Origin of the sequence: Shewanella sp. GD03713, assembly GCF_029843705.1 — a bacterium.
GTDB lineage: Bacteria > Pseudomonadota > Gammaproteobacteria > Enterobacterales > Shewanellaceae > Shewanella.
The window spans coordinates 719,646-744,817 of sequence record NZ_JAOCIW010000001.1; the positions used below are offsets into that span (position 1 = coordinate 719,646).

Genomic DNA, 25,172 nt, shown 5'->3' on the forward strand with positions numbered 1-25,172 from the left:
AGAAAGCTGATAAGTTCTTTGCATACAGATAGTTAACCGTGCACGTTTTCACTGGTCCAACGAGATAAACGCGCATGCGCACTAATCAAATGTTATGCACAATATTATCGTCGCATCAGAATGTTGAAAATTTGCACGTTTAGGCGCTTCTGAAAATGAAATTAAAAGATTCCCCCCTGTGTCAGGATTGTTGTCACCCCTAAATAATCATTATGTTTAAAGACAGGGTGCGGCAAAAGAGAACGATATGGCTCGGTATTCACCAGAACGTAAAGAAGCGATCCTTAAAAAATTATTACCTCCTCACAACTTAACGGTCGCAGAGGTCGCTCGGGAAGAAGGCATCGCGGTGCAAACCTTGTATCATTGGCGAGATATTGCCAGAAAAGAAGGTCGCCCCGTGCCAGGTAAAACATTAACAGCCGATGATTGGTCGGCTGAAGCAAAACTTGCCGTGATTATTGAAACAGCGCCGCTGTCGGAAGCGGAGATAAACCAGTATTGCCGTGAAAAGGGCTTGTTCCGCGAGCAAGTACAGCAGTGGAAACAGGATTGTTTAGCTGGTTTTCAAACCTCAGAAGTACAAACTAAAACCATTAAACAGCAGGCTAAGGCTGACAAAGCCGAAATCAAATCGCTGCAACGGGAATTGCGCTATAAGGAGAAAGCGCTGGCTGAAGCTGCTGCGTTACTGGTGCTCAGAAAAAAGCTCAATGCGCTCTGGGGGGACGACAGCGAGGAGAGCTAACCCCCTTGCCTGAGCGCATAGCATTGATTGCCTTAATCCAAGAGGCCTATACCAATGGTGCTCGCCTTTATAAGGCTTGTGCTGAAACGGGCCTCAGTAAGCGTACCTATCGACGTTGGTATCGAGAAGGTCAAGTGCAAGCTGATTTAAGGCCAACAGCAGCTCGACCAGAGCCAGCAAATAAACTCGAAGAACATGAGCGACAACAGATATTAAGTGTGTGCAATCAAGCGGAGTACGCCAGCTTACCCCCGTCGCAAATTGTGCCAACATTATTAGATAACGGGATTTATATCGCCTCGGAATCCAGCTTCTACAGAGTGTTAAATGCTCATGGTCAACTTAACCATCGTGGCCGCACTCAGGCTGCGGTCAATCGAAGCAAACCGTTGAGTTATCGGGCAGATGGGCCGAATCAAGTGTGGTCATGGGACATCACTTATTTAGCCTCAATCGTCAAAGGCCAGTTCTACTATTTGTACCTGTTTGAAGATATTTACAGTAGAAAAATAGTGGGTTACGAAGTTCATGAGCAAGAAAGTGGGGAATATGCCGCTGCGCTAATCCAACGCTGTCTGTTACGCGAGCAATGCTTTAACACGCCATTAGTGCTGCATTCTGATAATGGGGCGCCGATGAAGTCACTGACCATGAAAGCCAAGCTGGAAGAGCTTGGTATTACGGCATCATTAAGTCGGCCGCGGGTGAGTAATGACAACCCCTTTTCAGAGTCGTTATTTAAAACGTTGAAATACCGCCCACAGTGGCCGGCATCAGGTTTTAGCTGCTTAGCAACAGCAAGAGAATGGGTGGAAAAGTTTGTAACCTGGTACAACGATGAGCATAAACACAGCCAGCTAAATTTTGTCTCACCAGGGCAACGTCATGCACTGCAAGATGGCGCTATTTTAGCGAAGCGCAAGAAAGTGCTTGAGGCGGCGAAGGAAAGAAAACCGATGCGTTGGTCTACAGAGATCAGAAATTGTGAAGCGGTTGGCGCTGTAACACTCAACCCAGATAAGGCACCAGAAGAAGGCGTAATAAATGCAGCTTAATATTTAAACAAAGAGTGACAACTATCTTGAAAAACACCGATTCCTTGAAAGAACTAGTTGATGAGCTGGATAGAATACACTCCATGGATTTCAACTGGAGCAAAGAGTTTGGGATGCCAGACTTCGTAACCGCCTCCAATGGTTTTCAGCGACATTTCACTAAACGCGCAAGAGAGTTGCTAAGAAGAGCAGTTAATATTTTGCACTCCAATAGGTCAAACGATTTAATTAAGATTGAGATCGAAGGCTACGAGAAAATTGTAAGGCAAGTCATAGCAGACATGCATGCCGACAATGAATTCAACAATTTTTATGATGATGAAGATAAAACAGCTATCAAAAAACTAAAGGCGGAGACAGAAAGTCGAATAGAGTCTGGCGCCAATGTCTACACGTACTACTTTCCCGCATGGACTGCAGGTATGGAGCGAAAATCACCATTTTATATTGGTCCAGTTAGCTTTATAAGTCGCAATGATTGGATAGATTTAGTGGACTTCCCAGAGCAAGGGAAAAAGCGATACCTTAATGAGCCAGAGGCAAATTACAAATGGAAAGATATTTTAAAAGATGCTTTGGCAAAACCTCATGAGCGAACACCAATTCCTGGTCTGGCGGCTACAGTTTATAGTGCCGTGGAAAAATGTCCGTCGTTAATCAAAGTCACAATTAGTGGTTATGAAAAGGATTTTTCTCGAAAGCTAGCTCGGATTGTCTGTAAAACGGCTTTGGATTCCATGTCGCTATGTATAGGCTCTAAAGCTTTGTTTCATCAGCAAGTGTTGCAAGAAGAGCGCTTACTTCCCGTCGGAACATTCAGTATAGTCGAAACAGATGGATTCCTTTGGCTGCCCGGGCAGTCCCTGAGCGACCGAATTCCATCGTTGTCAGGCGACATGATCGATAAAGCCATCTCAGATATCAGATCCGTGATACCAGCAATTGCTTTCATTTTAGAGGGCATTGTTGCTCCCGATAAGCATCGCTTTCCTAAGCTTTCAAACCGCTGGGCAACGGCTCTTGATTGGTTTGGTGAAGGGTGTAGAGAGTCAAGCGATTCAATAGCAGTTGCCAAACTGGGAACAAGCCTTGATGTGCTTTCTGCAGGTGGTAAGTATGCGGGTATAGCTACTATGGTTTCTAATTTGCTGGATATAGAGGGTGATCGAGAAGTTATCGGGGGCGAAAATCCACTAACATTAAATAAAGTTATTAAAGAGATATATGATGATGGCCGTTCGAAAATACTGCATGGTACCTATTTTAATAGATTAGAAGCCATGAAGGTTGAAAGAGAGCGGGCGTTCTTCTTTGCAAGAATAGCGCTGATTGAAAGTGCGGTTCGTCTTATAAAGTATGATGGCGCTGATAATGATGACGTATTTAGAACTATTGCCAAGGGAAGCTAGTGACTATTAGCTTATGTATGAACTGATTTGAATTAGCATAACAAAGTGCTGCACGCGGAAAAATTACTCGCTGCGCTCCTAATTTTCCGGTGAGCACGACGTTATACGCACTGAAAGGAATCTTATGACCCATACATCTAGCTTTGACATAAAAACGGCTGATGACTATTTAACAGAAATGTTACTGCCACAGCATGAAGACTTTATTAAAAATAACTCTTCAAGCCGGCATGCCTTGCTCACAACTATCATCGCTTATCACATGTATGAGTGGGTGCATAAAACTAAGTTTAACCAAGCATCATTTAATACCAACTATCCAGGCTCTCCCGATATAGCTATTGATCTGGAGGTAGCTCGCAATATTACAAATGGCACCAAGCACTTTAAGAACAAAGTCAAAACTAGAACACAGTCGGGGTTTTCCTCCGGCTTCAGTGATGGTTTTGCCAGGCCATTAAATATTGAGTTTCCTGACGGTACAGAAGAGTCAGCAGATAAATTCCTTCGCAGGCTGGTAAGTTTCTGGCAAACTCAAAAAGAGCAAGGGGCATTTTAGGTGCGTATAACAAGGTTGGGCATGTTCGCCTTCGGCTGGACCTCGCTTGCGCTCGGCCCATGCCAACGGCGTTAAATACCTAAAGGAGTAAAGATGTCTCTCATCGCTAACACACCTAAGCCGCCATACTACGCGGTAATTTTTACATCTCACCGTACTGAAGGTGATAGCGGTTACGGACAAATGGCAGATCGAATGGTTGAACTAGCCTCAAAACAACCAGGTTTTTTGGGCGTGGAGTCGGCACGGGAGGATGTTGGAATTACTGTTTCATATTGGTCTGATCTTGAGTCCATCAGGCTGTGGAAGGCAAATGCAGAGCACCAAGAAGCCCAAAAGCTTGGCCATGACAAATGGTATTCATCATTCAAAACCCGCATATCGAAGGTAGAGCGCGACTACGGTATTTAACAAACCAATTAATCCGACCTCAATACGCTGCGTTCCTTTCGGCGGCTTATTGGGGCGTTAACCCATATAAATTTTTATCCGAAATTCACCTGATGCAGCCGATGCCCTGACACACTTTTGTCCCTTTGCTTTTTACGTACATATCGCAAATGGGTAGTTAAAATTGGCATTGGGGCACCAGTGACCGTTGGCGACATGGATGTCGCCGTCGAGCCTATAGGGATATATTCACGGCGAGTCACTGGGGAAACAATGACAATAAACTCCATAAATAGATAAAAAGATTAATCGCTTTTGTCCCCAAACGAGTTACTCATCTTCCTTCAAAACAAACAGGCGACATCGATGCTAAACAGGAGAACCATGGTGATTAGCGAAACGACAGTTCACCTCAAGGCAGCTTCTGGCTGCCATGCTATCGTGACCTTTAAGGTACTCGCCGACGCATTAAAAGCGCAGCCAAAGTAGCGACAATGGGTGATATTTTACGGGTTATGATTTGCTTATTCGATGTGCGGCGATGATGTGCCGTGAAATCACAGGGAGGCGCGATGAGCTTTAACTTTGATACCTACCGTTTTAACACCGAAGATGCGATTCAAGTCTGTGTCGGCGCCTTTGCGCTTGCCGTGCCTATTGGGTTTTCGGAGGAGGCATGGCAACTCGGGGAGACCTTGCCGCTACTGAATTTGCTGATGTTATTGAGTTTGTCGCTGCTGTTTCTCGGGGTATTTACTTACCAGAGTGTGTTCCAACAAAACATTCGTCACCGCCTGCCGGTATTTATTTTTCGGATTGTTATGGCCTATCTGATTAGCGCCTGTGTGGTGAGTTTGGTGCTCCTTTGCCTCGATAAGCTGCCCTTTATTGACGACCCTCTGACCTCCATTAAGCGGATTATCGTGATTACTATGCCGGCTTCTATGGGGGCGATTGTGGTGGATAGTTTCGATAAGGAATAGCGTGGACTTGATAAAGAGCCGCTCAACTGCTTGGTGACAACTCATGACTTTTGTCACTGGTGCATTTAGGTTATGTTGCACATACTGGATTAAGAGATAAATTCGAAAAGGACCCGTTATGAACGCAGCAACGCTTGCATTACTTATCCCTATTTTTGCCATTGTCGGCGGATATACAGTCGCGATTATGAAGATCCGCGAGCGCGGCAATTCGGTCAGCAATAAGCTTCAGGCCGAAAACCAACTGTTACGCATTGAGCTTGATAAACTGCGCGAGCGGGTAGAGGTGTTAGAACAACTGGTGACCGACGAGAGTTTTCAGTTAAAGCGCGAATTTAAGCGAGTTTAGTCGCAGTGATTGCAGACAGATGATTTACAAGGGCAAACTGGGTTTGCCCTTGTTCGTTTTACGAGGGATTAAAATTTATAGCTGTAACCGAGTGTGACCGTTTGAGGTTTTCCGGCAAAAATAGAGCCGTGTACTCGCGTCGTCATATAGGTTTCATCTAAGAGGTTGTCTACGGTTAAGTACACTTCCTGACTGTGGGTGACAAAGTAACGCACCGACAAATCCACTAAGGTTTTGGCCTTAATCACTTCATCTGCGGGAATGGCACCTGCACCTGCTTTTGTTCGCATCTCATCGGTATAACGTGCCGCCACTGTGATTTGCCAGTCTTGCGATTGCACACCTGCTGAAATATACAATTGGTTTTCAGGTAGATAGGTTAATTGGTAACCCGCTTCAACCTTATCCCAAGTTTCAAACTCAGATTCGAAACTATTGCCAAACTCGGCATCCGTGTAGGTGTAGGCGAGTTTGACTGGAAAACTCATCGCTCCGGCTCGATTAAACTCGTGGGCGAGGCTGAGTTCGAGGCCTTTAACTTCTACTTCGCCTGCGTTGTACTGATTGTCGAGTTTAGTGTCATCACAACCCTGCGCCGCCGTGCAGTTGCCGTGCATGTTACTGTAATCGCTATAGAAACCGATTAACTCTGCATTAAATGCATCTTGATGGTAGCGAACGCCAGCCTCATAGTTCCAGCTCTGTTCTTCTTGCCCCTTAGCATTGCCGGGTGCGGCGGGCGAGAAGCCTTTTTGTACCCCAGCCAGAAGTAATACTTGCTCATTAATCTGGTAAGTTGCTGATAACGAAGGCAGCAGTGCATTGAACTGGCTTTCAACCTGTTTATCGGGATTCCCCTCGCGGCCCGGATTCTTCTTACCCCAATCGCGGCGTTGGGTTTCGACATCTTCCCAGCGCAGGCCAGCGGTAATGGTGAGCGCGTCTAGGCTGATTTTATCCTGCACATAGGCCGCAAATGCCGTGGCGCTATCGACACGGTTAGAGTCGGTGCCCGGGACGCCACTCTTAGTGCGTAACATGACACTGTTGGCGTCCATGGCATAACTGTCGGCCCATTGGTACCTGTCCATTTCATCTTCATGGTAGCGAAGACCAAAGGCGAGGTCGTGATCCCCGAGTAACCAATTGAGTTCCGTTTGTATGCCTTGGGCGAGGTAACTGCGATTATTGGCTTTGACATTGACCTCAAGCTCAGAGAGCAGACCCGCATCAAAGTCGGCAGCATTTTGGATCCCTTTGCCACTTAATGATTCACCACCAACCTTGTCGGCCTTATACCAATTTCGATGAAAATCATTGTAATAGCCAATGCTGCTAAGGCTTAGCGTGTCGCTAAAATCGATAATATGGTTGAGCTGTACTTGCTTATGCTCTGTGGTCATCTGATCTTTTTGCGAGGCTGAATAGCGACTATAGGGCGAGGCCTGATAATCCGCATCGGTTAGACCCATATAGGTTTCGTTAGAGGTCTCATCGGCAAATTTCAATTTGAGTTCAAGGGATTGCTGGTATGCAGCCGTGCTGTCGGTGTTCACTCTAACCTTGGCTAAGGCATCATTTTTAGTAAAGCCAGTGTCACCGCCGACCGTGTTTATCTCCCTAAATCCGTCGGCCTGATAGCGATAAATCTCGGCCACAGCGCCAATGCGTTCGCCTTGTCCGCCCGCATAGGTGTGTAATTTACCGAAGCCATCTTGGCCTAAGGCCAGATCAATTTTGCCGGCTAATGCCTCTTGAGGAATTTGCCGAGACAGCATGTTAATCACCCCACCCGTGGTGCGTGGGCCATACTTGACCGTTGAGCTTCCCTTTAGGATTTCAACCGATTGCATTCTACCTGAGGTGGGGAAGTAGTAAGCCGCTGGGGAGGCATAGGGGGCGGGAGCGGCGAGAACGCCGTCTTCCATCACGGTAATCTTTTCAGAACGATTTTGCCCCGTGCCACGCATACCAATGTTCGGGCGCAGGCCATAACCATCTTCTTCTTGAATATAAACGCCGGGCACAGAGGCCAAGGTACGCATAATATCGGAATATTTAAAGGTTTCTAATTCGGCTTCGGTAATTTGATGGGCGCTACCTGGGGTGGTATCGAGGGGATTTTTACTGCCGAAAATACTGATCTGTTCTATTTTTGCGGGGGGTTGGGTGGGCGAATTGGCTTGGGCATTGAAGGCGGTAGTTAATGCGCAGGCCAATAAGCTAAGGCGCATTGGGCTAAGTTGGGTCATTGGGCTCTCCGAATCGGACATGGTGCTTGTCTTTATTTTTTTTGCAAACAGGAATTGTTCTCGTTTGCGGCCGCGGAGCTTAGTTTTATCAACTTAAAACCAACTTAAAACTCTTTATCTTTACAAATGTAAGTTAGATGTTACTTTGTTCGTTACCTTAAGAGGATAAGTCATCGGGTGAGTGAAATGCCGAAACTGAGGTAGACTCGTTGCACCTTTGTTATTCGCCCAATATTGAGCCAGTTAAGATCGAGTTTATATGTTCCTATCGCCGTATTTTTCTAAGCAAAATCAATCAATTTCTGTTTCTGCACAACAAGCCAGTGACTTCGCCAAGAAAATCGCCCAAGACTTTAACCCTATCCACGATGTGGGTGCTAAGCGCTTTTGTGTGCCCGGCGACTTGCTGTTTGCCCTCGTCTTAACCCAGTACGGTTTAAGCCAGAACATGAAGTTTACCTTTGCTGGCATGGTCGGTGATGGCGTCGAGCTGCAATTTCCCGAGCAGGTGAGCGACAGTTTTTCGATTTGCGATAACCGCGAAAAAACCTATTTGCAGGTGAGTCGTGAGGGCGATGTGAGTCGTTGCGACGCGCAAACCGAATCCTTTATTCGCAACTATGTGGCGTTTTCGGGACACAATTTTATCGATATCTTGGTGCCTTTGATGAAACAGCATCAAGTGATGATTAACCCCGAGCGTCCCCTAGTGATCTACGAGAGCATGTCATTCGACTTAACCAGTCTTGATTTTGTGGAAGTGAAGTTATCTCTTGTACAACAAGAGCTTAAAATTGATGGTAAGCGTGGCGATGTGACGCTGCACTTTGAGCTGCATAGCGGCGATACCCTCGTTGGCACAGGGATTAAAACCTTAGTCATGAGCGGCCTGCGCCCCTACGAAGAGACGCAAATGCAACAAATGTGTGCCGCCTATGAAGGGCGCAAAACCGATTTTTAAGCGGTATTTTGAGTCGACATGTTTCGAGTCAGAACTATTTCGAGTAAAACCTGAGTGATTTGGTAAGTAAGGCGACGAGGGAAAACCAAGGCGCCGATAACGGCTAAGACTCAATTCAAACCTCTTGGGATAACAACAGCTTTAAAGCCCGTTATCCCAAGGGTTTAGCTTGGCTCTACAACTTAACTGTCTAACCACTGAAGCTTGCTAACTTAACTTTCTAATCGCTTAAGCTTGCTCTTTCTAACCGCTTAAGCCTGCTAACCTCGCTTTCTTTCGCAGTTTTCCCACTTCACTTATTAGCTCAGCCTTTCAATTTAGCGATTGGGTTAAGTATCTCGCTTATCCCTTAACGCTTGGCCAAAATGGGTTAATCAATGGAAAGTTGCGAGACTGTCTCGGCGACATTCTCCGCGCCGGTGCGAATATCACCCATCACGGCGGTGACTTCCGCTAATTGCTGTTTGCCTTCTTCGGCGATACGCTCAACCTCATTCATCATGCTGGTAGCGCTGGCGGTCAGTTGGCTGTTCTTATCGACCACAGCGGCGATTTCGCCGGTCGATTTACTGGTTCTCGCCGCTAATTGGCGCACCTCATCGGCCACTACTGCAAAGCCACGGCCTTGTTCGCCTGCGCGGGCAGCTTCGATGGCGGCGTTGAGGGCCAGTAGATTAGTTTGATCGGCAATCGCACTGATTGTTGCCACAATTGCTTGAATACTTTGAGATTGCTCGTTGAGCTTCAGCATAGACTCGGTGGTTTTATGGGTCTGCGCCGCAATCGCGTTTGAGGTGTTTACCGTCGCATCGAGTAACTGCACGCCGCGGTTAGCCTGTTCCACCGTGCTCTGCGAGGTGGCATGGGCGATATTGGCTGCATCCCGAATCGCATGGCTCTTGATAATTCTCTGGGTTATGTCGCTGGCAAACTTGATTACCTTTACCACTTTGCCGTGATCATCCATCACAGGGTTGTAGACGGCCTCAAGCCAAATCGAATCCCCATAGGCATTTTTACGTTGGAATAGGCCTTTCTTGTATTGCCCACGTCGCAGGTCATCCCAAAAATGGGGATTATCCTGATAGAAGTTATCGAAGCAGAACAGGCGGTGATGCTTGCCTTGGAGTTGCTCCTTGCTATATCCCATGGTTCTGAGGAAGTTAGCATTGGCATTGAGGATATTGCCCTCGGGGCTGAACTCGATGATCGCCTGGGATTTTTGCAGGGCGCTAAACAGCGCCGCCTGAGCATCTAGCTGATATTTATCCTCGGTGATCACCGCCGCAGTTTTCATGATCTTAGTGATTTTGCCATCCAGCTTGATGGGGAAATATGTCGCCCTGAGCCAGATCTCTTGACCATTCTTGTGCACGCGGGGGAATTTGCCTTCCTTCGCTTGTCCTTGCTTTAATTCGCGCCAAAACTGTTGATACTCCGAGGAGTTTACATAATCTGCGGCGCAAAATAATTTGTGGTGTTTACCGACAATCTCATCCAGTGAGTAGCCTACAGCCTTCAAAAACAGGGGATTGGCATCGAGGATGATGCCATCGGGGGTAAACTCAATCGTCGCGATACTCGCCTTGATTGAATCGACAACGGCCTCGGCTTCCCTGCGTTTGGTTTCGCTTTCTGCGAGGTCTTTACGTAGTGAAGAATTAAACACTGAATACTCCTGATGAGTGGGTTAACTCAAAGACGGCGTTGAGAGCCTAAGCCGAGCATTAGGCACAGAGCATTAGGCTCTTAGCGTTCGGCATAGTGCAATATAGTGTAACTATAGCCATGATTTTACTCGTAAGAGGTATTTCAACGAAACTTAATGCTGTGAGATAGATACCAATTATCGTCAAAATAAGATCACGCTGAGGATAAAAAAGAGCGACATGTGTCGCGCTTCAAAGGCGGGTTATTTATCCAAGGCGCCGCTGCAAGCGCCTTGGATGGTGAGCCTAGGTTAAGCGATTTTCTCTATCTTGGCGGGAAGTCCTTACCGTGCCGATGCGCCGAATTGGCCGCAGCGGGAGCGGGAAATCCTCTCTCTTATCGCTAAAGGCTTTAAGAATCAGGAAATTGCCGATACGCTGCGCATCGCTATGCGCACGGTCGAGATTCACCGTTCCAATCTCATGCGGGGTATGCAGGTCGGCTCGCTCGCCGAGATGATCTTAATCTATGGTCGTATCGCCGAACATTTAAAGACCTTGGACTCTGATTAATGGCGCGAAAGTAAGCCCTTTTACCCAAAGATTAGACAGGAAAAAGCGCATCGAAAGATGCGCTTTTTCTATAATGCTCAATCATGCTTATCGAATTAGTTCTTTCAACTCGATTAATTCAACTGGAGTGTGCGCCACGCGAGGAGTGAGCCATCGTCATTTTGGCTGGTATTAAATAGAAACGCGCTGTAATTGCTACCAAAAATATTGTCGCGATTGAGGCTGGTATCTTGCTGGCCACGGGTCAGATATTCGGGATGGCTGGTGCAAATCTCGGTCGTCAAACTCTCGCTAAAGCCCAGTTGTGAGACCAACTGGTCGTTATTGTTGTTTCGTATCCGAAAGTGCACATGGATAGTGCGCCCCGAGTACCAGCCCGGAAAGCAGGATTTAAAGTTAACTCGCCCCTCGCTGTCGGTCACTTGGGTGCCCCTAAACCACTGGGATTGCAGCGCCTTGCTCGAATTTCCGGTGCAGTAGCCACTGTTAAAGCGGCTCTTATCCGCGCTGCCACTGGTGTCGCCTGAGTAAACGCCAGCGACATTACAATGCCAGACTTCCACCTCTAATCCGCTTAATGGATTGCAATCTTTATCAATCACTTGAAAACAAATCTGCATAGGCAAACCCGATTCGGCGTCCGAAATATCATCCCGATTATCGACTTGGAAATAGCAAGGGCCTTCCACCGCCGATTGGGTTAATGCCAAGGCACAGGCACCACTGGCGGTGAAGAGGCTGGTGTCGGGGAAGTTGACCGTCATGCTGGCGGTGCCACCACTGGCCCAATCGCTCGGGGTCGTCACATCGGCACCTGAGCCGGTATCCGTATTGCTATTGCTGCTGTCGTTGGTACTTTCTTCGGACTCCGAGCCGCAGCCGACTAAGCCGACCAAGGGACTCGCGACCAATGTCCAGCCGATGGCTTTGAGTAAGGTGCGGCGTGGGGCGTTGTCTATCGAGGTGTTTAGCGCCTTTTTAAGCGCTGAAGATGGGCGGGTATTTTTTGTCATTTAGGCTACTCACTTAGCTGGGTTTTATTGTTAACGCTTGCAGTGATTAGTGAATGAAATGTGATTTTGGTTCGGCTGCGAGGCCGAGTCTTTCACTGTTTTACCCAAGTTGACAGTTACTGAAAATGTTAACGGCGGCCAATGCCTCTGTATTAGCTTGGAGCGCCGACATCGGCCGTTTTCCCCAAAGCTTTTATGCCCAATTGTGATCTACTGACGTTTTGTTAACCGTTAAATAGACGGGAATTGAGGTAACATTGAGCAGACTTGTTTCGTGGAGGTGAAAGACTCGGGTGCTCGATTGCTTATGCCCCCTATTTGCCTTATTTTAGGGGCACAAAATGGGATTTTACCTCGCAACTTTCGCAAAGATGATTTCGCAAGGATGATTACCCGTCACACGCTTTTGTCCATTGAGACTGACCGCCCCTTTATTGTGTAGATCTTAGGTGTGTTGAGCTTAGGTTGTACGCCTCGGCGTTTAATCTTGAGTCATGGTCTCGATTTGGGCTCGATTTATCTGGGTTAGCTTTGACCCCGTTTGGATAAGGAATGAAATGCCAAGCTTGATTCGTATTGTGCTGATTGATACGCACCTTCCGGGCGTTGTGGAACTCGCCCTCAATGGCCATACCAATATTTGTGGTACTAACGCCTCGGGTAAAACCACTCTGCAACGTTTAGTGCCTGTATTTTATGGCGAATATCCTAGCCGCGTGGTGCCTTCAACCCGTGACAGTTTCGAGCGTTGGTACTTGCCACACGATTCAAGCTACATTATTTACGAATATCAAAAGGCCGATGGCTTGCTCTATCAAGCCGTGCTGGCATCGGCGGGTGATGGTAAAGGGGTGAACTACCGCTTTATCGGCAAAGGTTTCGAGCTAAGCGATTACATTAAAACCCAAAATGGTGACACCATTTTATGCCACACCATGGCAGAACTTGGCCGCGAATTAAAACGCCAAGGCGTAGCCACCACTAACTTGCTGAATACCCGCGAATACCGCGCGATTATTCAAAACGATCGCACCCTGTTAAGCACAGGCAGCAACCGCAGCGAGCTGCGAGCCTATGCGCACCAATTCGCCCTGTGTGAAGGTGAGCATTCACTGCGCCATATCGAAAAACTCGCCAAGGCGGTGCACTCCAAAGAAGGCAAAATGGAAACGGTCAAATCCATGATCGCCGCCATTTTGGAAGAAGACGGGGTGAATCCACCTAGCTCACGCTTAAACCCGCAACGCGTCGAGGCGTGGATCCGCGAGAGTCAATTAATCCAAGGCTTTGAAGTGATCCGCCCCGAGTTTGAAAAGCTCGAGCAGGAATTTAACCAATTGCTCAGCGCCGAGATGCGCCTCTCGAGTCTGTCCCGTGGTTATCGCAACGACGAAAGCCTAGAGGCCGATCGTTTAGAGATCCAACAAACCCTGTCTAAGGAGCTGAATTTAAAGCTTCGGATGTTGGACGACGAATGGAAAGAAGTGCGTGACGAGCTAAACCTCGACCTATCCGCCGCCAAGGGTGACGTGGCTAAGTGCGAGTACGAGCTAGATGCGATTGAAGATCAGCACGGCGCCTTTTTAGATGCGAATATCGAGCAAGCCAAGGCTGACCTGGACATGCTGCCAAACTGGCGCGCTGACATGGAAAACTTAAGCGAGCGCCATAAATTACAAACCGAAAAACACCAAGATATTGAAGCGGCTTACAATGCCCGCCGCAGCAAAATTGGCGAGCAGTTAAACCGCGAGCTCGAAGGCTTACACGCGGATCAAGACAAGCAACGCGAAGCGCGCGATAAGCAGCGTGAAGTGGCAAGAGCCGATCTCGATGCCCTCGAAGCCCAATGGCGCAGCCAAATGGATGCGGGCAAGGCGAGCTTTAGCGAACAGGAATATCAATTCAAACTCAATGCCGCCGAGCTTAAATTACGTGTCGATGGCGTGACCTACACCGAGGAAGAAAAGTTAAGCCTCGCGATTTTCGACGAGCGGATCCACCGCGCCGACGAAGAGCAAGAAAGCTGTAACGCTAAGGTGGAACGTTTAAGCAGCGATGAACGTAAGCTGCGCGCCAAACGCGACCAAGCTAACGAAGCGCTGCGTATCGCCAGCCTGCGGGTTAACGAACGCCAAACCGCGCTCGATGAACTGCACCATATGCTGTTCCCTCAGTCCCATACCTTGCTTGAGTTTCTGCGTAAGGAAGCCCAAGGTTGGGAGCAGAGTCTGGGTAAAGTCATTGCCCCCGAGTTGCTGCACCGCACCGATTTACATCCGAGCGTGACAGGGACGAGCGACACCCTGTTTGGGGTGCATTTGGATCTTAAAGCCATCGATGTGCCTGAATATGCCGCCTCAGAGCAGGAACTGCGCATTCGTTTAAGCAAGGCCGAAGAAGCGCTGCAAAGCGCGCAGGAATTACAAGCCGAGGCTGAATCTCAGCTGGTGGCGATTAACGGTGAGCTGGATAAACTCAGCCGTGAACTGACCTTTGCCCGCACGGCTTACAAGAATAGCCGCGATGATTTACGTCGTCTGTTCGATGAAAAACGCAGTGAGCAGGACAAGATCAACAAGGCGCTGGCCGAGCGTAAAGCCTTTGCCCAGCAGCGCTTAACTCAACTCGATGGCGAGCTAAAGCAGCTTAAGCATCAACATCAGCTCTGGCTCGAAGAGCAAAAAGAGCAGGCGCTCGAAGCGCGCATGGAAAAACAAGCCTACTGGCAGGAAGTTATTGGCGCGCTCGACAATCAACTCGGGCAAATCAAGGCCACTATCGATGCCCGCCGCGAAAGTGCTAAGGCCGAGCAGAAAGCCTGCGAAACCTGGTACAAAAACGAGCTTAAGTCCCGCGGTGTGGATGAGGACAATATCCTTAAACTCAAGCAACAAATCCGTGAGCTTGAAACTAAAATCAGCCGCGCCGAGCAGCGCCGCAGCGAAGTATTGCGCTTCGATGATTGGTATCAACACACTTGGTTGCTGCGTAAACCTAAGTTGCAGACCCAATTGAGCGACGTGAAACGTGCCGCCTCGGAAATCGATCAGCAGCTTAAAGCCAAGACCCAAGAAGTGAAGACCCGCCGTCAACAACTCGAGACCGACCGTAAGGCCTCGGATGCGGCGCAGATTGAAGCCTCTGAAAACTTAACCAAACTGCGCGCCGTGATGCGTAAGTTGGCCGAGCTGAAACTGCCCGCCAACAATGAAGAAGCTCAAGGTAGCCTAGGTGAGCGTTTGCGTCAGGGCGAAGATTTACTGCTAAAACGCGATTATTTGATGGGCTCGGTTAAGCAATATGTGGAGCATTTCGACTCTGTAATTGCCAGCAAGTCAGGCTCAGGTTTAGCCGAGACTTGGGAGCGCGCTCGCGAAGAATCGAGCTTTATCAATGACAAAGGTATACGCCTGCTGGATTACCGCAAGCTAGTGCCACAGCTTGAACAGTTACTCAATGTGATTGTGCCGCAATCGATTATGGCGCTGCGTGAACAGGGGCGGATCTTCGGGGTCGACTTAACCGCCTTCTACGATGTACTTGCCGATATCGACCGTCGCATCGCCTCCCAGAGTGCGCGCATTACCCGCGAAGTGGGCGAGGAGTTATTCCTCGATGGCGTATCCGAGTCTGCGGTACGTATTCGCTCTAAGATCAGCGAATTAGAGTTTTGGCCTGAGCTTGAACAGTTCGTTAAAGCCTTCAAACAGTGGAAGGCCGACGGCTTTAATGGTCTGCCCGATGAGGAATACACCAACAGTATGCGCCGCGCCTTAGACATTATTGGCCGCGCGGCCTTAACCGGCGGCATTGCTAAGTTGCTGGAAATCGAGCTGCGCCTCAAAGAGGGCAATAGCGACCTGATTATCCGCACCGACCGACAGCTGAACGAATCCTCGAGCCACGGTATGGCTTACTTGATCCTGTGTAAGTTCCTGTTGGCATTCACGCGCTTGTTACGTGGCCGTAGCGACGCGACCATTCACTGGCCGATCGACGAGCTGGGCACGCTGCACCACACCAACGTGAAGAAGATTTTCGATGCCTGTGGTAACAACAATATCAGCGTGTTAGGCGCCTTCCCGAACCCAGAGTCAGAAGTGCTGAACCTGTTCGAGAACCGTTACATTATTAATAAACAAACCAAGAAGTTGCAGGTGGTGAAGCCCAAAGCCAATCCGATTGCCGATATGTTGAGTAAACGCCTGAGCAAGGAGGCCATCTAATGAGTGCAGCCATGAATGAGTCAAACCAAACCGTATTAGTCGGCACGGGCGCCATTATCGAACTCTTGCTAAAAGGTGAGTTTATTTGCCGCACCACCAATGAAGATGGCTGGCGCGCATTGAAAAATAACAGCACCCGCGAGCGGGTCGAGGCTTATTTGAATCAAATCAATCGCACCGTTGCTTCGGCCGCCGAGGGCGATGTGTTTTTCTGCGGTTATTTGCAGTTAGGCGAAAGCGAACGTAAGGTGATTTCATCGCAGTTTAAGGATATTTGTCAGGCACTTATCCCTATGGTGGAGTGGCTGGTATTAGTGCAAGAAGCCAGCGGCCAAGATGCCCCCTTAAGCGAAGGCGCGCCAGTGCGTTTAACCGAGTTGCAAAGCCGAATTGAAGATACGCCCGCGTTTCGTGAGCAGTTGGCCAAACTCAGCCAATACCGCTTATTCGGTTCAACCAGTACCAATAGCGATGCGCAAATTAAGTTAGTGTTCAAGCGCTTAGTGGAGCTTGGTTATCTGGTGCGCCCTAACGTGGAAAAACAAATTTATATCGCCACTGGCAAGTTGGATTATCTGTACGAAGTGATCCGCTTTATCGACGAGACCGAAGGCCTCAGCCTTGAAGCGCAGGCGGAAACGGCGACGCAGCGGGATTTACTATGATGCATTGGACGATAACGCACAGCTTCAACCAAGGAGGCCGTGATGAGCAGTAATTTACATCAGGCTGGGGTGAAGCTACTCAAGCAGTTAGGTCGCCATGCTGACATCATCATGGACGCCTATCTGGCAGGCTCGCTCAAGGAAGAGAGCCATGATCCCGCCGTGGTTGAAAAACTCAAGCAGGCAGGGATTTTATGGCGCCCAGAGCCAGACCAAGAGCTGCGCCTTAAACGCTCGGTGCGTGCCTTGCTCGAAGAGGGCTTAAGTGATGAGCGCAATCGCCAAATCGACTCCAACGTCGGCTCGGCGCTCGCCACCATTAAGACCTTGGCCGACCATTATAAAGAAGCGCGCCACAGCTCAGATTACAGTGCCGCCGAGGCGTATCTGTCTGATTTAAGTGAGCATGTGTATAGCTTTGCCGACAGTTTACGCTACTCCATCCGCGTGTTGTGGGGACGCATCAACAACGAGTTCGGTTATGTCGGTACCATTAACGCTAAGATCCGTGAAAACGAACTCGCCCAAAGCCAAGTATCTGAATTGCTCAATGGCTTGGAGATGTTCCAGTTTAGCGAATTAGGTGAAATCGCCGGTGATATCCGTGAGCTGCGTAAGCTGCTGGTGACGACTTTGCAGGAAACTATGAGCGACTGCGCCCAGGAACTCAGTGTGGTGCAGGGCAGATTGCTGGAACTTCTCGGTCGCTTTAGGCAAATTCGCGGCCGTACCCGCTTGCTTAAGGGTTGGTTACTGTACACCGATTTGCACCCGGATTATCGCCCTGCGGACCATGTGTCCCACAAGGAAATCCCAAGCCTTTTCAATCGCGCCGAAGTGCTGTTGGCTCCAGCATCTGTGGATGTGCATAACGCCAGCCAAGAGTTTGAGTTGATGAATATCGTCGCCCATATCAAGGCGATTAGCCGTCAGGGCATAGTCGAGACAGTGCGCGAGCAGGATGTGGCCGTGCCGCTGACGCAGAATGAAGACTTTGATATTCCTGATAATCCACTCAAGCAAGCGGTCGACACTTACTTTGTCGACGTGATTGAGTCGGGCTTACGTCAGTCTGCGCTCGATTACTTAGCCGAAAAAGCCCTGCCGTGGGATGCCGAAAGCTGGATTTATCAAGTGATTGGCGGCTACGAAGGCTTACCCGATGAGCATAAGGCTTACTTTGAGTTAGAGCCATTAGGTGAACCTCACCCCATCTACAGCGGTAACTTTATTATCCGCGATGTGGAATTATGGCTCGCCTAGGCAAGCAGCAGTTGCAACTCTTGGAGAGCGTTTATCTTAACCGCGCTCCAAGGGTGAAACTTAGCCCGAATTGGCGAACGATTTACCGCGAATTAGAAGTGGGCGATCTGGATGGCGCGGAAAAATATTTGTGTTTTGCGCCACGGGATTTTGAATTGCTACGCAAAGGCGTGTTGGCAAAAGAGGGCGTCGATTTACAGGCTCTGGACTTTAATCTAGACCGTATCGCCATGTCCGCCCAAAGCCAGAATGAAAAGCTGGCGAGTATCCGCCCCGAAGCCGAGTATGTTTTGTTGAAGTATCTCGGTTTTGAATCGCCTCCCATGGGGATGTCTGCGCGTTCTGCGTTACGCACTCCCTTAGATGAAACAGAGCAGCTTTGCCATGAGCTTAATGTTAACGCTATCTTAGTGGTTGAAAACCTAGATATATTCGATGCAATCACTCAAGCGCGCTTACCCGCCGAACTGAGCCGCGTTATGGTGATTTACCGTGGTAGCGGCAACCATTCCCCCATTGGGGTGCGCCAGTTTTTACAGGCGATGGCGGGTAAAATGCCGATCATTGCCTTTACCGATCTCGACCCTGCAGGGCTGCAAATTGCCCACACCTTAACGGGCATGACCCATTGTATCGTGCCAAAGTTAGCGCTTTTTGCGCCCAGCGAGTTACTCGCTATCCCACAGATTAATTCCGCAGATGACTTTGCCAAGCAAGCGCCTCAGGCTAAATACTTACAGTCAGCCGACTTAAAAAATTGGCAGCAATTAAGCCTTTGGTTAATTCAGCAACGCATTAGCATTAAACAGCAGCACCTGCTAGCGCATCGGCTTGAGCTAGTGCTACTGGCATATTGTTAGTCGTTATCCTTCCCCATCTCTCTATAAATGTCTTAATAAGCAGTTTTTAATTCTGATTAAAATGCTTATTTGGTTTTTAAATCTAGCATTATTCAAGCTGAATCGATTAATTGTATTTATTTGGTTTAAATACTGTTTAAATTTTGATTTTTTAACTTGCATCTTAATAGCGTAATTATTAATCGATAATTTTATTTCCAATAAAAATCATATAAATACAAAATTTTTGTGATGAGTTTGGCTTAATTGAAAATGAAATAAGTAAATTTATTCATTGAATTTACTGCCAGCATGTTTCACTATCCCCGCCTGAACCGAAAAGGGAATGGCGATTTTGCTCATCAAGGAAGATGAAGAATAAAAGATGAGCTATTTGGGGAAACCATAAGCATGATTAAATCACTTTCGACACGGATCTTTATCGGTCTGTTTGCGGGACTTATTCTCGGCACCTTAGTGCAATATTTTCTAAACGATATTGGCTTCTTTTCTGGCAATTTAGTCGAACTGGCTGGCGGCGTCGGCACTATGTTCGTCAATATGATCATGATGTTGGTCGTGCCTCTGGTGTTTGTCAGTATCGTTTGCGGCGTGTGTGAGCTGCAGGACTTAAAAAGCTTTGGGCGCCTTGGCGGCAAAACCTTCGGCTTTTACATCGTTAATACCGTGGTCGCTATCTCAACCGCCCTGTTAGTGGTGCTATTGCTCGACCCAGGTAAAGGCGTCGATATGAGCAGCTCTGATGGGGTGGCGATTACCGCGACCGAACTTCCCAGCTTAATGGCGCTGCTGATTGATATAGTGCCGCGCAACCCGGTAGCGGCTTTTATGTCGGGCAATATGCTGCAAGTGATCTTTATGGCACTGATGCTGGGCGGGGTGATTAAATCCCTTGGCGAGCATGTGGCTGGCGCGGTACAAGGTTTTCAAACCGCCAATAAAATCATGATGAAACTGATTTCTGTGGTGATGAGCCTTGCGCCTTATGGCGTGTTTGCGCTGATGTTTAAGTTAGGTGCCACCTTAGATGCGGCAGTATTTATGAGTGTGCTCGAATATGTCGTGATCATTCTGGCGCTGTTATTATTGTGGATTTTTGTGGTCTATCCGCTGGCGGTGGGGTTCTTTACACCGATTTCGGCCAAGAGCTTTCGCGAGAAAACCCAAGAGCAAGTGCTGTTTTCCCTGTCTACTGCCAGCTCTAATGCCACGATTCCTGTGACTATGCGCACCCTAACCGAAAAGCTTGGGGTTAATCGCGCCGTGGCAGGCTTTGGCGTGCCGCTTGGGGCAACCATGAACATGGGCGGCGTGGCGATTTATATCACGATTGCGATTTTCTTTGTGGCCAATGCCTTCGGTATGCCAATCACCAGCGAGCAATTGCCATCGCTGCTGTTTAGTATCTTCCTGTTATCTGTTGGCGCGGGTGGTGTGCCCGGTGGCGGCATGGTGATGATTGGGGTATTAATCCATCAAATGGGCTTGCCGATTGAAGCCTTTGCAATTGTGGCCGCGCTGGATCGCATCATCGACATGGTGCTGACTTCCTGCAACGTAGTGGGGGATACGGCGGTGTTGACCATAGTCGACCAAACCGAAAAGACCCATCAAGTCGAGCTGGTCGATAGCGAGTCTTAAATCGCACAACTAAAAAAGCCACTGATTACAGTGGCTTTTTTGTATCAGGACGAGACACGCCCTTACTGGCTACACTTCTGTTTTAGCTGGCTGACCGCTTCACTAAATCCCACGGCCACTAAGGTTGAGCTAGTGTATTTGCTTGAGCGAAACGAAACGGCCTCAAGGCTTAGTTCTTGAGTTTGTAGCTGAGCTAACGCCTGCCACAGATCGTCGTCAGCCTTTGGCAAACTGGTAAAGTTCATCAAGGTCGCGGTGCCGCGAAATTTCACACTGTGCTGCTTGTCGCTGCGAATAATTAGCACGCTTGGATCGCTACCAAATGCAAAGGATTCACCCATAGTGACGTTTAAGATGGGTTGGGTTTCGCCAACGGAGCAGCTCAAGCTCAGCTTGAGGCCTTTATCAATAAAGTCGATGCTATGGCTTTTAGGGGCGGGTTCTGCGGTGTCTAAGCTTGTGGCTAAATCTTCCTTGGCATATGCGTAGCCTAAATGACTGACGAGCATGAGGGCCAGTAACTGTGTTTTCACTTTACTACCTTGTTAATTGTGCGGACGAATACAGGTGATGATTTGTGTTGCTACATTGTCAAAATGTTGGCGATTATAAAGAATCTTGACGCATTTTAATAACCCTTTTGGGTTAATTGGTCTTGAATTTGATTCAAAAGGTTAGCCTTTGGTATCAAACGCCGTTTAGGTTAAAACTCAGGCTATTATCTCAAGCAATAATTTCAATTCAAACATGCACTTATGCAATGCCAACTAAATTAATACCAAAGTGCGAGGCACATTTTTTGTTCAGAAAATAAAAAAGCCACTATTATCAGTGGCTTGTTTTAATCTTTGGCACTCGGCATTGTTTGGCAATGGCTGGTTTCGTCACGCTTAGCACTCACACTCAAACAGTAATGCCGCTCATGGGGCGATGTCGCCGCTTACTTACGAGTCATCTTATCCAAGTAGCCCATGGCAAAGGCCGACACCACGAAGGTGATATGGATAAGCAAGTACCACATGATTTTGTCGTTATCGATATTCTTCACATCCATAAAGATTTTCAGCAGGTGAATTGACGAAATCGCCACAATGGAGGCGGCCACTTTGTTTTTTAGTGAGCCCGAATCTAATTTACCCAACCAGCTGAGCTTCTCACTGTCTTCGCCGACATCCAGCTGCGAGACAAAATTCTCATAGCCAGAAAACATCACCATCACAATCAGACCGCCCACTAGGGTGATATCAATTAAGGACAGGGTGACCAGCACCAGATCCACTTCGGTCATCTCAAAAATAATCGGCAGAATATGGAAGATCTCTTGGAAGAATTTAATGCCTAAACCCAACAACACTAGACTCAGTCCCAAGTAGATGGGCGCCATAATCCAGCGTGATGCGTACATTAGCCTTTCAAATATTTTTTCCATATGGAGCAAATCCTTAGTGGTTAAAGCTTAATAATCGAATCTATGAAGCCAAAACAATAACATACTGGGTTAATGCCGCGCTATCGGCCAATCGCAAAGGCGTGAGGTATATGCAGCTAAGCTCAAGTTTGCGAGCATAGCTGATTTGGTTTTGTGGCCTAACGGCCAAGTGAGTTAGGTTAGTGGGGTTTCACCCGCACCTGATTATGCTGATGTTTAGTCATTGCGGCCTTACGGCCGAGAAAGTCGTGGGGTTTGACCCCACATTTGATAATAGTGCTGGTTTGTTTGGCGTTTGAATTGGCAAAGTTATCGCTGTGAGTATACGAGTCTTGCGGCCTACGGCCGAAGTAAATCAAAGTCGTGGGTCTTCAACCCACACCCGACCAAGGAGGACTGCTCGTCCTATCCTCCTTGGATGCTCCAAGACGCCCCTAGCGAAGTTACATGCATTGGTTAGTGGCCTTGGTCTTATGGATAAATTGCTATCGCTTCCGAAGGCAACGTCCCTGTACCTGCGAAAGCTAGCCGGTCATCCATGACCGGACTCACGCAATTTATTCCAACGCCCCGCGGCAACTTCGCCGGGGAAGCTGAACTTCTGTGAACCAAGCGTTTGCCCTAAATCCCAAAAGAGTTATGCCAGCCCAGATTCTATTTTCTTAAGGGCCCAATAAGTTTCCCAGTGTATTTTAGCTTGCCAGAGTTCATAGGCCAAAAATGTCATAATAGTAGCGAACATCATTAAGAAACCATTTAATAGGTCTGTTTTTATACTATTAAATTCGAGATGTTGTGATGCTACAAATAAAGTGATGTTGTTATTCTCTAGTATATCGCTGCTAACTATCCGTTTTAAAGCATTTAAATAGCCACTGTTTTCAAAGGCGAAACTACTTTTTTTGAAGTATTTGATATCACTATTTGATGTATTTTTACACTTATTAACACTATCACTGATTAGCTTGTCGATTTTTTCACTTGGGTATTTTTCTGTTTTTTCAACCGAAAATGGGTAGTTGAAACCTGCCCAAAAATGGCCACTGCTATCAAGGCTGATAACACAAAACACATCTATCGCCTTGCTGTATCTTTGCGATGGACTTAATTGGATGTGTACTGATTTTTGCCCAGATAAATCAGCCGTTTTGACAGTGAAATATACAGGCGTTCCTTTTTCTTGCCATTCGGTTGGACTATCTAGTTCTGATAATCTTGATAAACCAAATGAACTCAATAAAAAAGCAGATATTAATAAAAGTGACTGCAGTGATAAAAGTGATAAACACATTGAATTTTTATATCTTGGCTTTTTAAATTCAATAAATGAAAATGGCTTTTTTATCAATCGAACTGAGAGGTATGACACAAATCCAGAAATGCAGAATAGGCTTACAATCCCATTCCATTCAATGCTAGTTAGATAGGTTTGATAAAAGTGATTGTGACCAATTAACTCGGATAGATACTTTGTAAAGAATATAGATGATAAGAAAAATAATAGCGTAATACCGCTAATATGCAGTAGTACTGGTAATAAAAAGTACCTCAACTTAATTTGATAAGGTTTCATGTTCGCTGTAGTAGACAAAATTATGAGTATCCTAATTGATTTCGTTTAGATAACCCTATAATGGTTATCGCAATCATTACAATGTAGTGTGTAGGTCTCTTTAGCTTTAGTTATTTTCGTTTGTGTACTTTGGCACTGTGGGCATGCTTGTTTCATTGGCGTGTTTTTAGCGCATTGATTGCATTTTATGTAGTAACCAAACTTACCGTACATCGGGGTGTAGTTTGTTGATTCTCCGCAATGTTTACAGCGAAGCATGCTGTTTGTTGTAGGTTGCGATATTGGTTGGTTTTTTACTTCTGCCACTTTGTTAACGGCAAAGGAGGCTACAGGTTCTTTGATTTGTGGTGTTTGTACTGGCGTTATTTCACTCGCAGCTTGAGATTGGTCTAGGTGGCGATCGATTAAGAACTTAGCGATTGAATTCAGCTCTTCTTGATTAAAGTCTGGGCGGGTATCACTTACATTAATAATTCGGAAGAATTTGCTTTTAAGATTCATGATCTTTTCAAGCTTCTCGACTAAAAACTCTGTCTTAACTAACTGCTCTGAAACTGCCGCAGGCATAGTTTCTCTGTTGATGACCGCATCGCTTGAGACCGCACATAAATGATCCCAACACCGCATACCAAAGCCTTGCTGTCTTATCCCGAGTAACTTACCGAGAATTTCACTTCTATGCTGCTTTAGCATCTCTTTAAGCAGTGATTGTTGTAGTTCAACCTGTTTGATTGGTGATGGCATACCAAACCAGTTATTGCCGTGACTGCGCGTCCATTCGCCATGTTGGTTTACATCTACATGACCTTTTATGCTTTTAGACTCAATTAAAACAAAGCCGTAGGGATAAATAATTAAGTGATCAATTTGGGCTGTTTCACCGTTAAAGGTGAATCGAAAATCATTGATAACGAGTACTTCTGGATGATCTTTGAAAGCGCGGCGTAGATAGAAGGCAACGTCCTGTTCTTGTTTTTGACCCGCAATCGTTTGTGGTGTTTGGGTATTTTGCAGTGTTTTAGTTTTCAGAATCATTTATCAACAGCGTCCATTCATAACTTGATAATAATCGGTTTCATAATACCCACTGTGCCATTGAAAGATAAAGACAAAAATCGCTAAAGGTTAACGTTGATCAATGATGGGAAAGTGCAACTCTTTGGGATTTACAGCCAACACAGAAGTTACAGGAGTTCGTCATCCCCTCGGAGTTGCCGCAGGGCATTTGCGTTCGTTGCGTGAGCGAGGCATGGATGCCGAGATAGCGTCAGTCGAATCAGGGACGAGCGTCTGACGCGATAGCATAAGGACGCTAAATGCCCAAGGGGCTTTCAACTCCGTTGGGGCGTCTTGGAGCATCCAAGGGCGAAGGCCTGCGGCCGTTTTGAGCGCGAGATAGGGATATCGAGCTGGCAGCTTAACATGGACGTTTTTGATAGGACGAGCAGTCCTCCTTGGTCGGGTGTGGGGTGAAGCCCCACGATCTTGATTTTCTTCTTAAGAATGAATGCAAAGTGTCGCATTAAGCGACAACAAAAAAGCCACTGTGGTCAGTGGCTTTTATCAAACAA

Annotated in this window: 20 protein-coding genes and 1 pseudogene; 14 read left to right on the top strand and 7 right to left on the bottom strand. The window is 47.3% G+C overall.

Going from position 1 to position 25,172, the window contains the following annotated elements:
• The first annotated feature begins 247 nt into the window (after positions 1-247).
• From N5E87_RS03225 to N5E87_RS03255, 7 genes are all read left to right on the top strand, one after another.
• Positions 248-1,803 (top strand): IS3-like element ISSpu6 family transposase gene (locus N5E87_RS03225; protein ID WP_086937296.1). Its coding sequence is split into 2 segments (ribosomal slippage): positions 248-710 and positions 710-1,803, totalling 1,557 coding nucleotides; the frame shifts between segments, so codons are not numbered across the junction.
• Between the two features lie 26 nt (positions 1,804-1,829).
• Complete coding sequence (locus N5E87_RS03230) at positions 1,830-3,212, top strand: hypothetical protein (protein WP_256657224.1); 1,383 nt, start codon at positions 1,830-1,832, stop codon at positions 3,210-3,212.
• Between the two features lie 124 nt (positions 3,213-3,336).
• Positions 3,337-3,771: a hypothetical protein gene (locus tag N5E87_RS03235; RefSeq protein WP_197721430.1), complete on the top strand. Its 435-nt coding sequence runs from the start codon at positions 3,337-3,339 to the stop codon at positions 3,769-3,771.
• Between the two features lie 93 nt (positions 3,772-3,864).
• Positions 3,865-4,182, top strand: coding sequence for an antibiotic biosynthesis monooxygenase (locus N5E87_RS03240; protein WP_086901951.1), 318 nt, complete (start codon positions 3,865-3,867; stop codon positions 4,180-4,182).
• A 345-nt stretch (positions 4,183-4,527) separates the two neighbouring features.
• Positions 4,528-4,650, top strand: a complete 123-nt coding sequence (locus tag N5E87_RS03245) for a hypothetical protein (RefSeq protein ID WP_256657223.1) — start codon at positions 4,528-4,530, stop codon at positions 4,648-4,650.
• Positions 4,651-4,733: 83 nt separating this feature from the next.
• Positions 4,734-5,144 carry a DUF2391 family protein gene (locus N5E87_RS03250; RefSeq protein ID WP_011621427.1) on the top strand — a complete coding sequence of 137 codons (411 nt, stop codon included), beginning with the start codon at positions 4,734-4,736 and terminating at the stop codon, positions 5,142-5,144.
• A 118-nt stretch (positions 5,145-5,262) separates the two neighbouring features.
• Positions 5,263-5,493: a hypothetical protein gene (locus tag N5E87_RS03255; protein WP_011621428.1), complete on the top strand. Its 231-nt coding sequence runs from the start codon at positions 5,263-5,265 to the stop codon at positions 5,491-5,493.
• Between the two features lie 68 nt (positions 5,494-5,561).
• Here N5E87_RS03255 and N5E87_RS03260 read toward each other — a convergent pair whose 3' ends face one another.
• A complete protein-coding gene (locus N5E87_RS03260; RefSeq protein ID WP_086901952.1) occupies positions 5,562-7,745 on the bottom strand; it encodes a TonB-dependent receptor in 2,184 nt (727 codons plus the stop codon).
• 259 nt (positions 7,746-8,004) lie between these two features.
• On the opposite strand from N5E87_RS03260, the gene N5E87_RS03265 reads away from it, so the two are divergent.
• Entirely contained in the window at positions 8,005-8,706 is a 702-nt protein-coding gene (locus N5E87_RS03265; protein WP_086901953.1) for a DUF3581 domain-containing protein, read from the top strand.
• Positions 8,707-9,076: 370 nt separating this feature from the next.
• On the opposite strand, the gene N5E87_RS03270 is transcribed toward N5E87_RS03265, so the two are convergent.
• The gene (locus N5E87_RS03270; protein ID WP_086901954.1) at positions 9,077-10,375 is read right to left on the bottom strand and encodes a PAS domain-containing methyl-accepting chemotaxis protein; all 1,299 of its coding nucleotides are present in this window, start codon (positions 10,373-10,375) and stop codon (positions 9,077-9,079) included.
• 355 nt (positions 10,376-10,730) lie between these two features.
• On the opposite strand from N5E87_RS03270, the pseudogene N5E87_RS03275 reads away from it, so the two are divergent.
• Positions 10,731-10,928, top strand: a pseudogene (locus tag N5E87_RS03275) (LuxR C-terminal-related transcriptional regulator); the annotation flags it as partial.
• Between the two features lie 113 nt (positions 10,929-11,041).
• Here N5E87_RS03275 and N5E87_RS03280 read toward each other — a convergent pair.
• A complete protein-coding gene (locus tag N5E87_RS03280) occupies positions 11,042-11,941 on the bottom strand; it encodes an intradiol ring-cleavage dioxygenase (protein ID WP_086901956.1) in 900 nt (299 codons plus the stop codon).
• Positions 11,942-12,498: 557 nt separating this feature from the next.
• On the opposite strand from N5E87_RS03280, the gene N5E87_RS03285 reads away from it, so the two are divergent.
• From N5E87_RS03285 to N5E87_RS03305, 5 genes are all read left to right on the top strand, one after another.
• Positions 12,499-16,170 (top strand): ATP-binding protein, encoded by a 3,672-nt coding sequence (locus N5E87_RS03285; RefSeq protein WP_086901957.1) that lies wholly within the window; start codon positions 12,499-12,501, stop codon positions 16,168-16,170.
• Between the two features lie 11 nt (positions 16,171-16,181).
• Positions 16,182-16,835: a hypothetical protein gene (locus N5E87_RS03290; protein ID WP_037422308.1), complete on the top strand. Its 654-nt coding sequence runs from the start codon at positions 16,182-16,184 to the stop codon at positions 16,833-16,835.
• A gap of 42 nt (positions 16,836-16,877) precedes the next feature.
• Entirely contained in the window at positions 16,878-18,098 is a 1,221-nt protein-coding gene (locus N5E87_RS03295) for a hypothetical protein (RefSeq protein WP_011715822.1), read from the top strand.
• Positions 18,086-18,958: a Wadjet anti-phage system protein JetD domain-containing protein gene (locus tag N5E87_RS03300; protein WP_086901958.1), complete on the top strand. Its 873-nt coding sequence runs from the start codon at positions 18,086-18,088 to the stop codon at positions 18,956-18,958. The genes N5E87_RS03295 and N5E87_RS03300 overlap by 13 nt, the downstream gene beginning before the upstream one ends.
• Before the next feature lie 390 nt (positions 18,959-19,348).
• A complete protein-coding gene (locus N5E87_RS03305) occupies positions 19,349-20,599 on the top strand; it encodes a dicarboxylate/amino acid:cation symporter (protein WP_086901959.1) in 1,251 nt (416 codons plus the stop codon).
• A 62-nt stretch (positions 20,600-20,661) separates the two neighbouring features.
• Here N5E87_RS03305 and N5E87_RS03310 read toward each other — a convergent pair whose 3' ends face one another.
• The 4 genes from N5E87_RS03310 to N5E87_RS03325 all read right to left on the bottom strand — a co-directional run bounded on the left by N5E87_RS03310 (position 20,662) and on the right by N5E87_RS03325 (position 24,636).
• Positions 20,662-21,132, bottom strand: coding sequence for a hypothetical protein (locus N5E87_RS03310; RefSeq protein WP_086901960.1), 471 nt, complete (start codon positions 21,130-21,132; stop codon positions 20,662-20,664).
• Between the two features lie 407 nt (positions 21,133-21,539).
• The gene (locus N5E87_RS03315) at positions 21,540-22,028 is read right to left on the bottom strand and encodes a TIGR00645 family protein (RefSeq protein ID WP_011621445.1); all 489 of its coding nucleotides are present in this window, start codon (positions 22,026-22,028) and stop codon (positions 21,540-21,542) included.
• Positions 22,029-22,665: 637 nt separating this feature from the next.
• Positions 22,666-23,619 (bottom strand): hypothetical protein, encoded by a 954-nt coding sequence (locus N5E87_RS03320; RefSeq protein WP_086901961.1) that lies wholly within the window; start codon positions 23,617-23,619, stop codon positions 22,666-22,668.
• A 27-nt stretch (positions 23,620-23,646) separates the two neighbouring features.
• Entirely contained in the window at positions 23,647-24,636 is a 990-nt protein-coding gene (locus N5E87_RS03325; RefSeq protein WP_086901962.1) for a nuclease-related domain-containing protein, read from the bottom strand.
• Between the last annotated feature and the right edge of the window lie 536 nt (positions 24,637-25,172).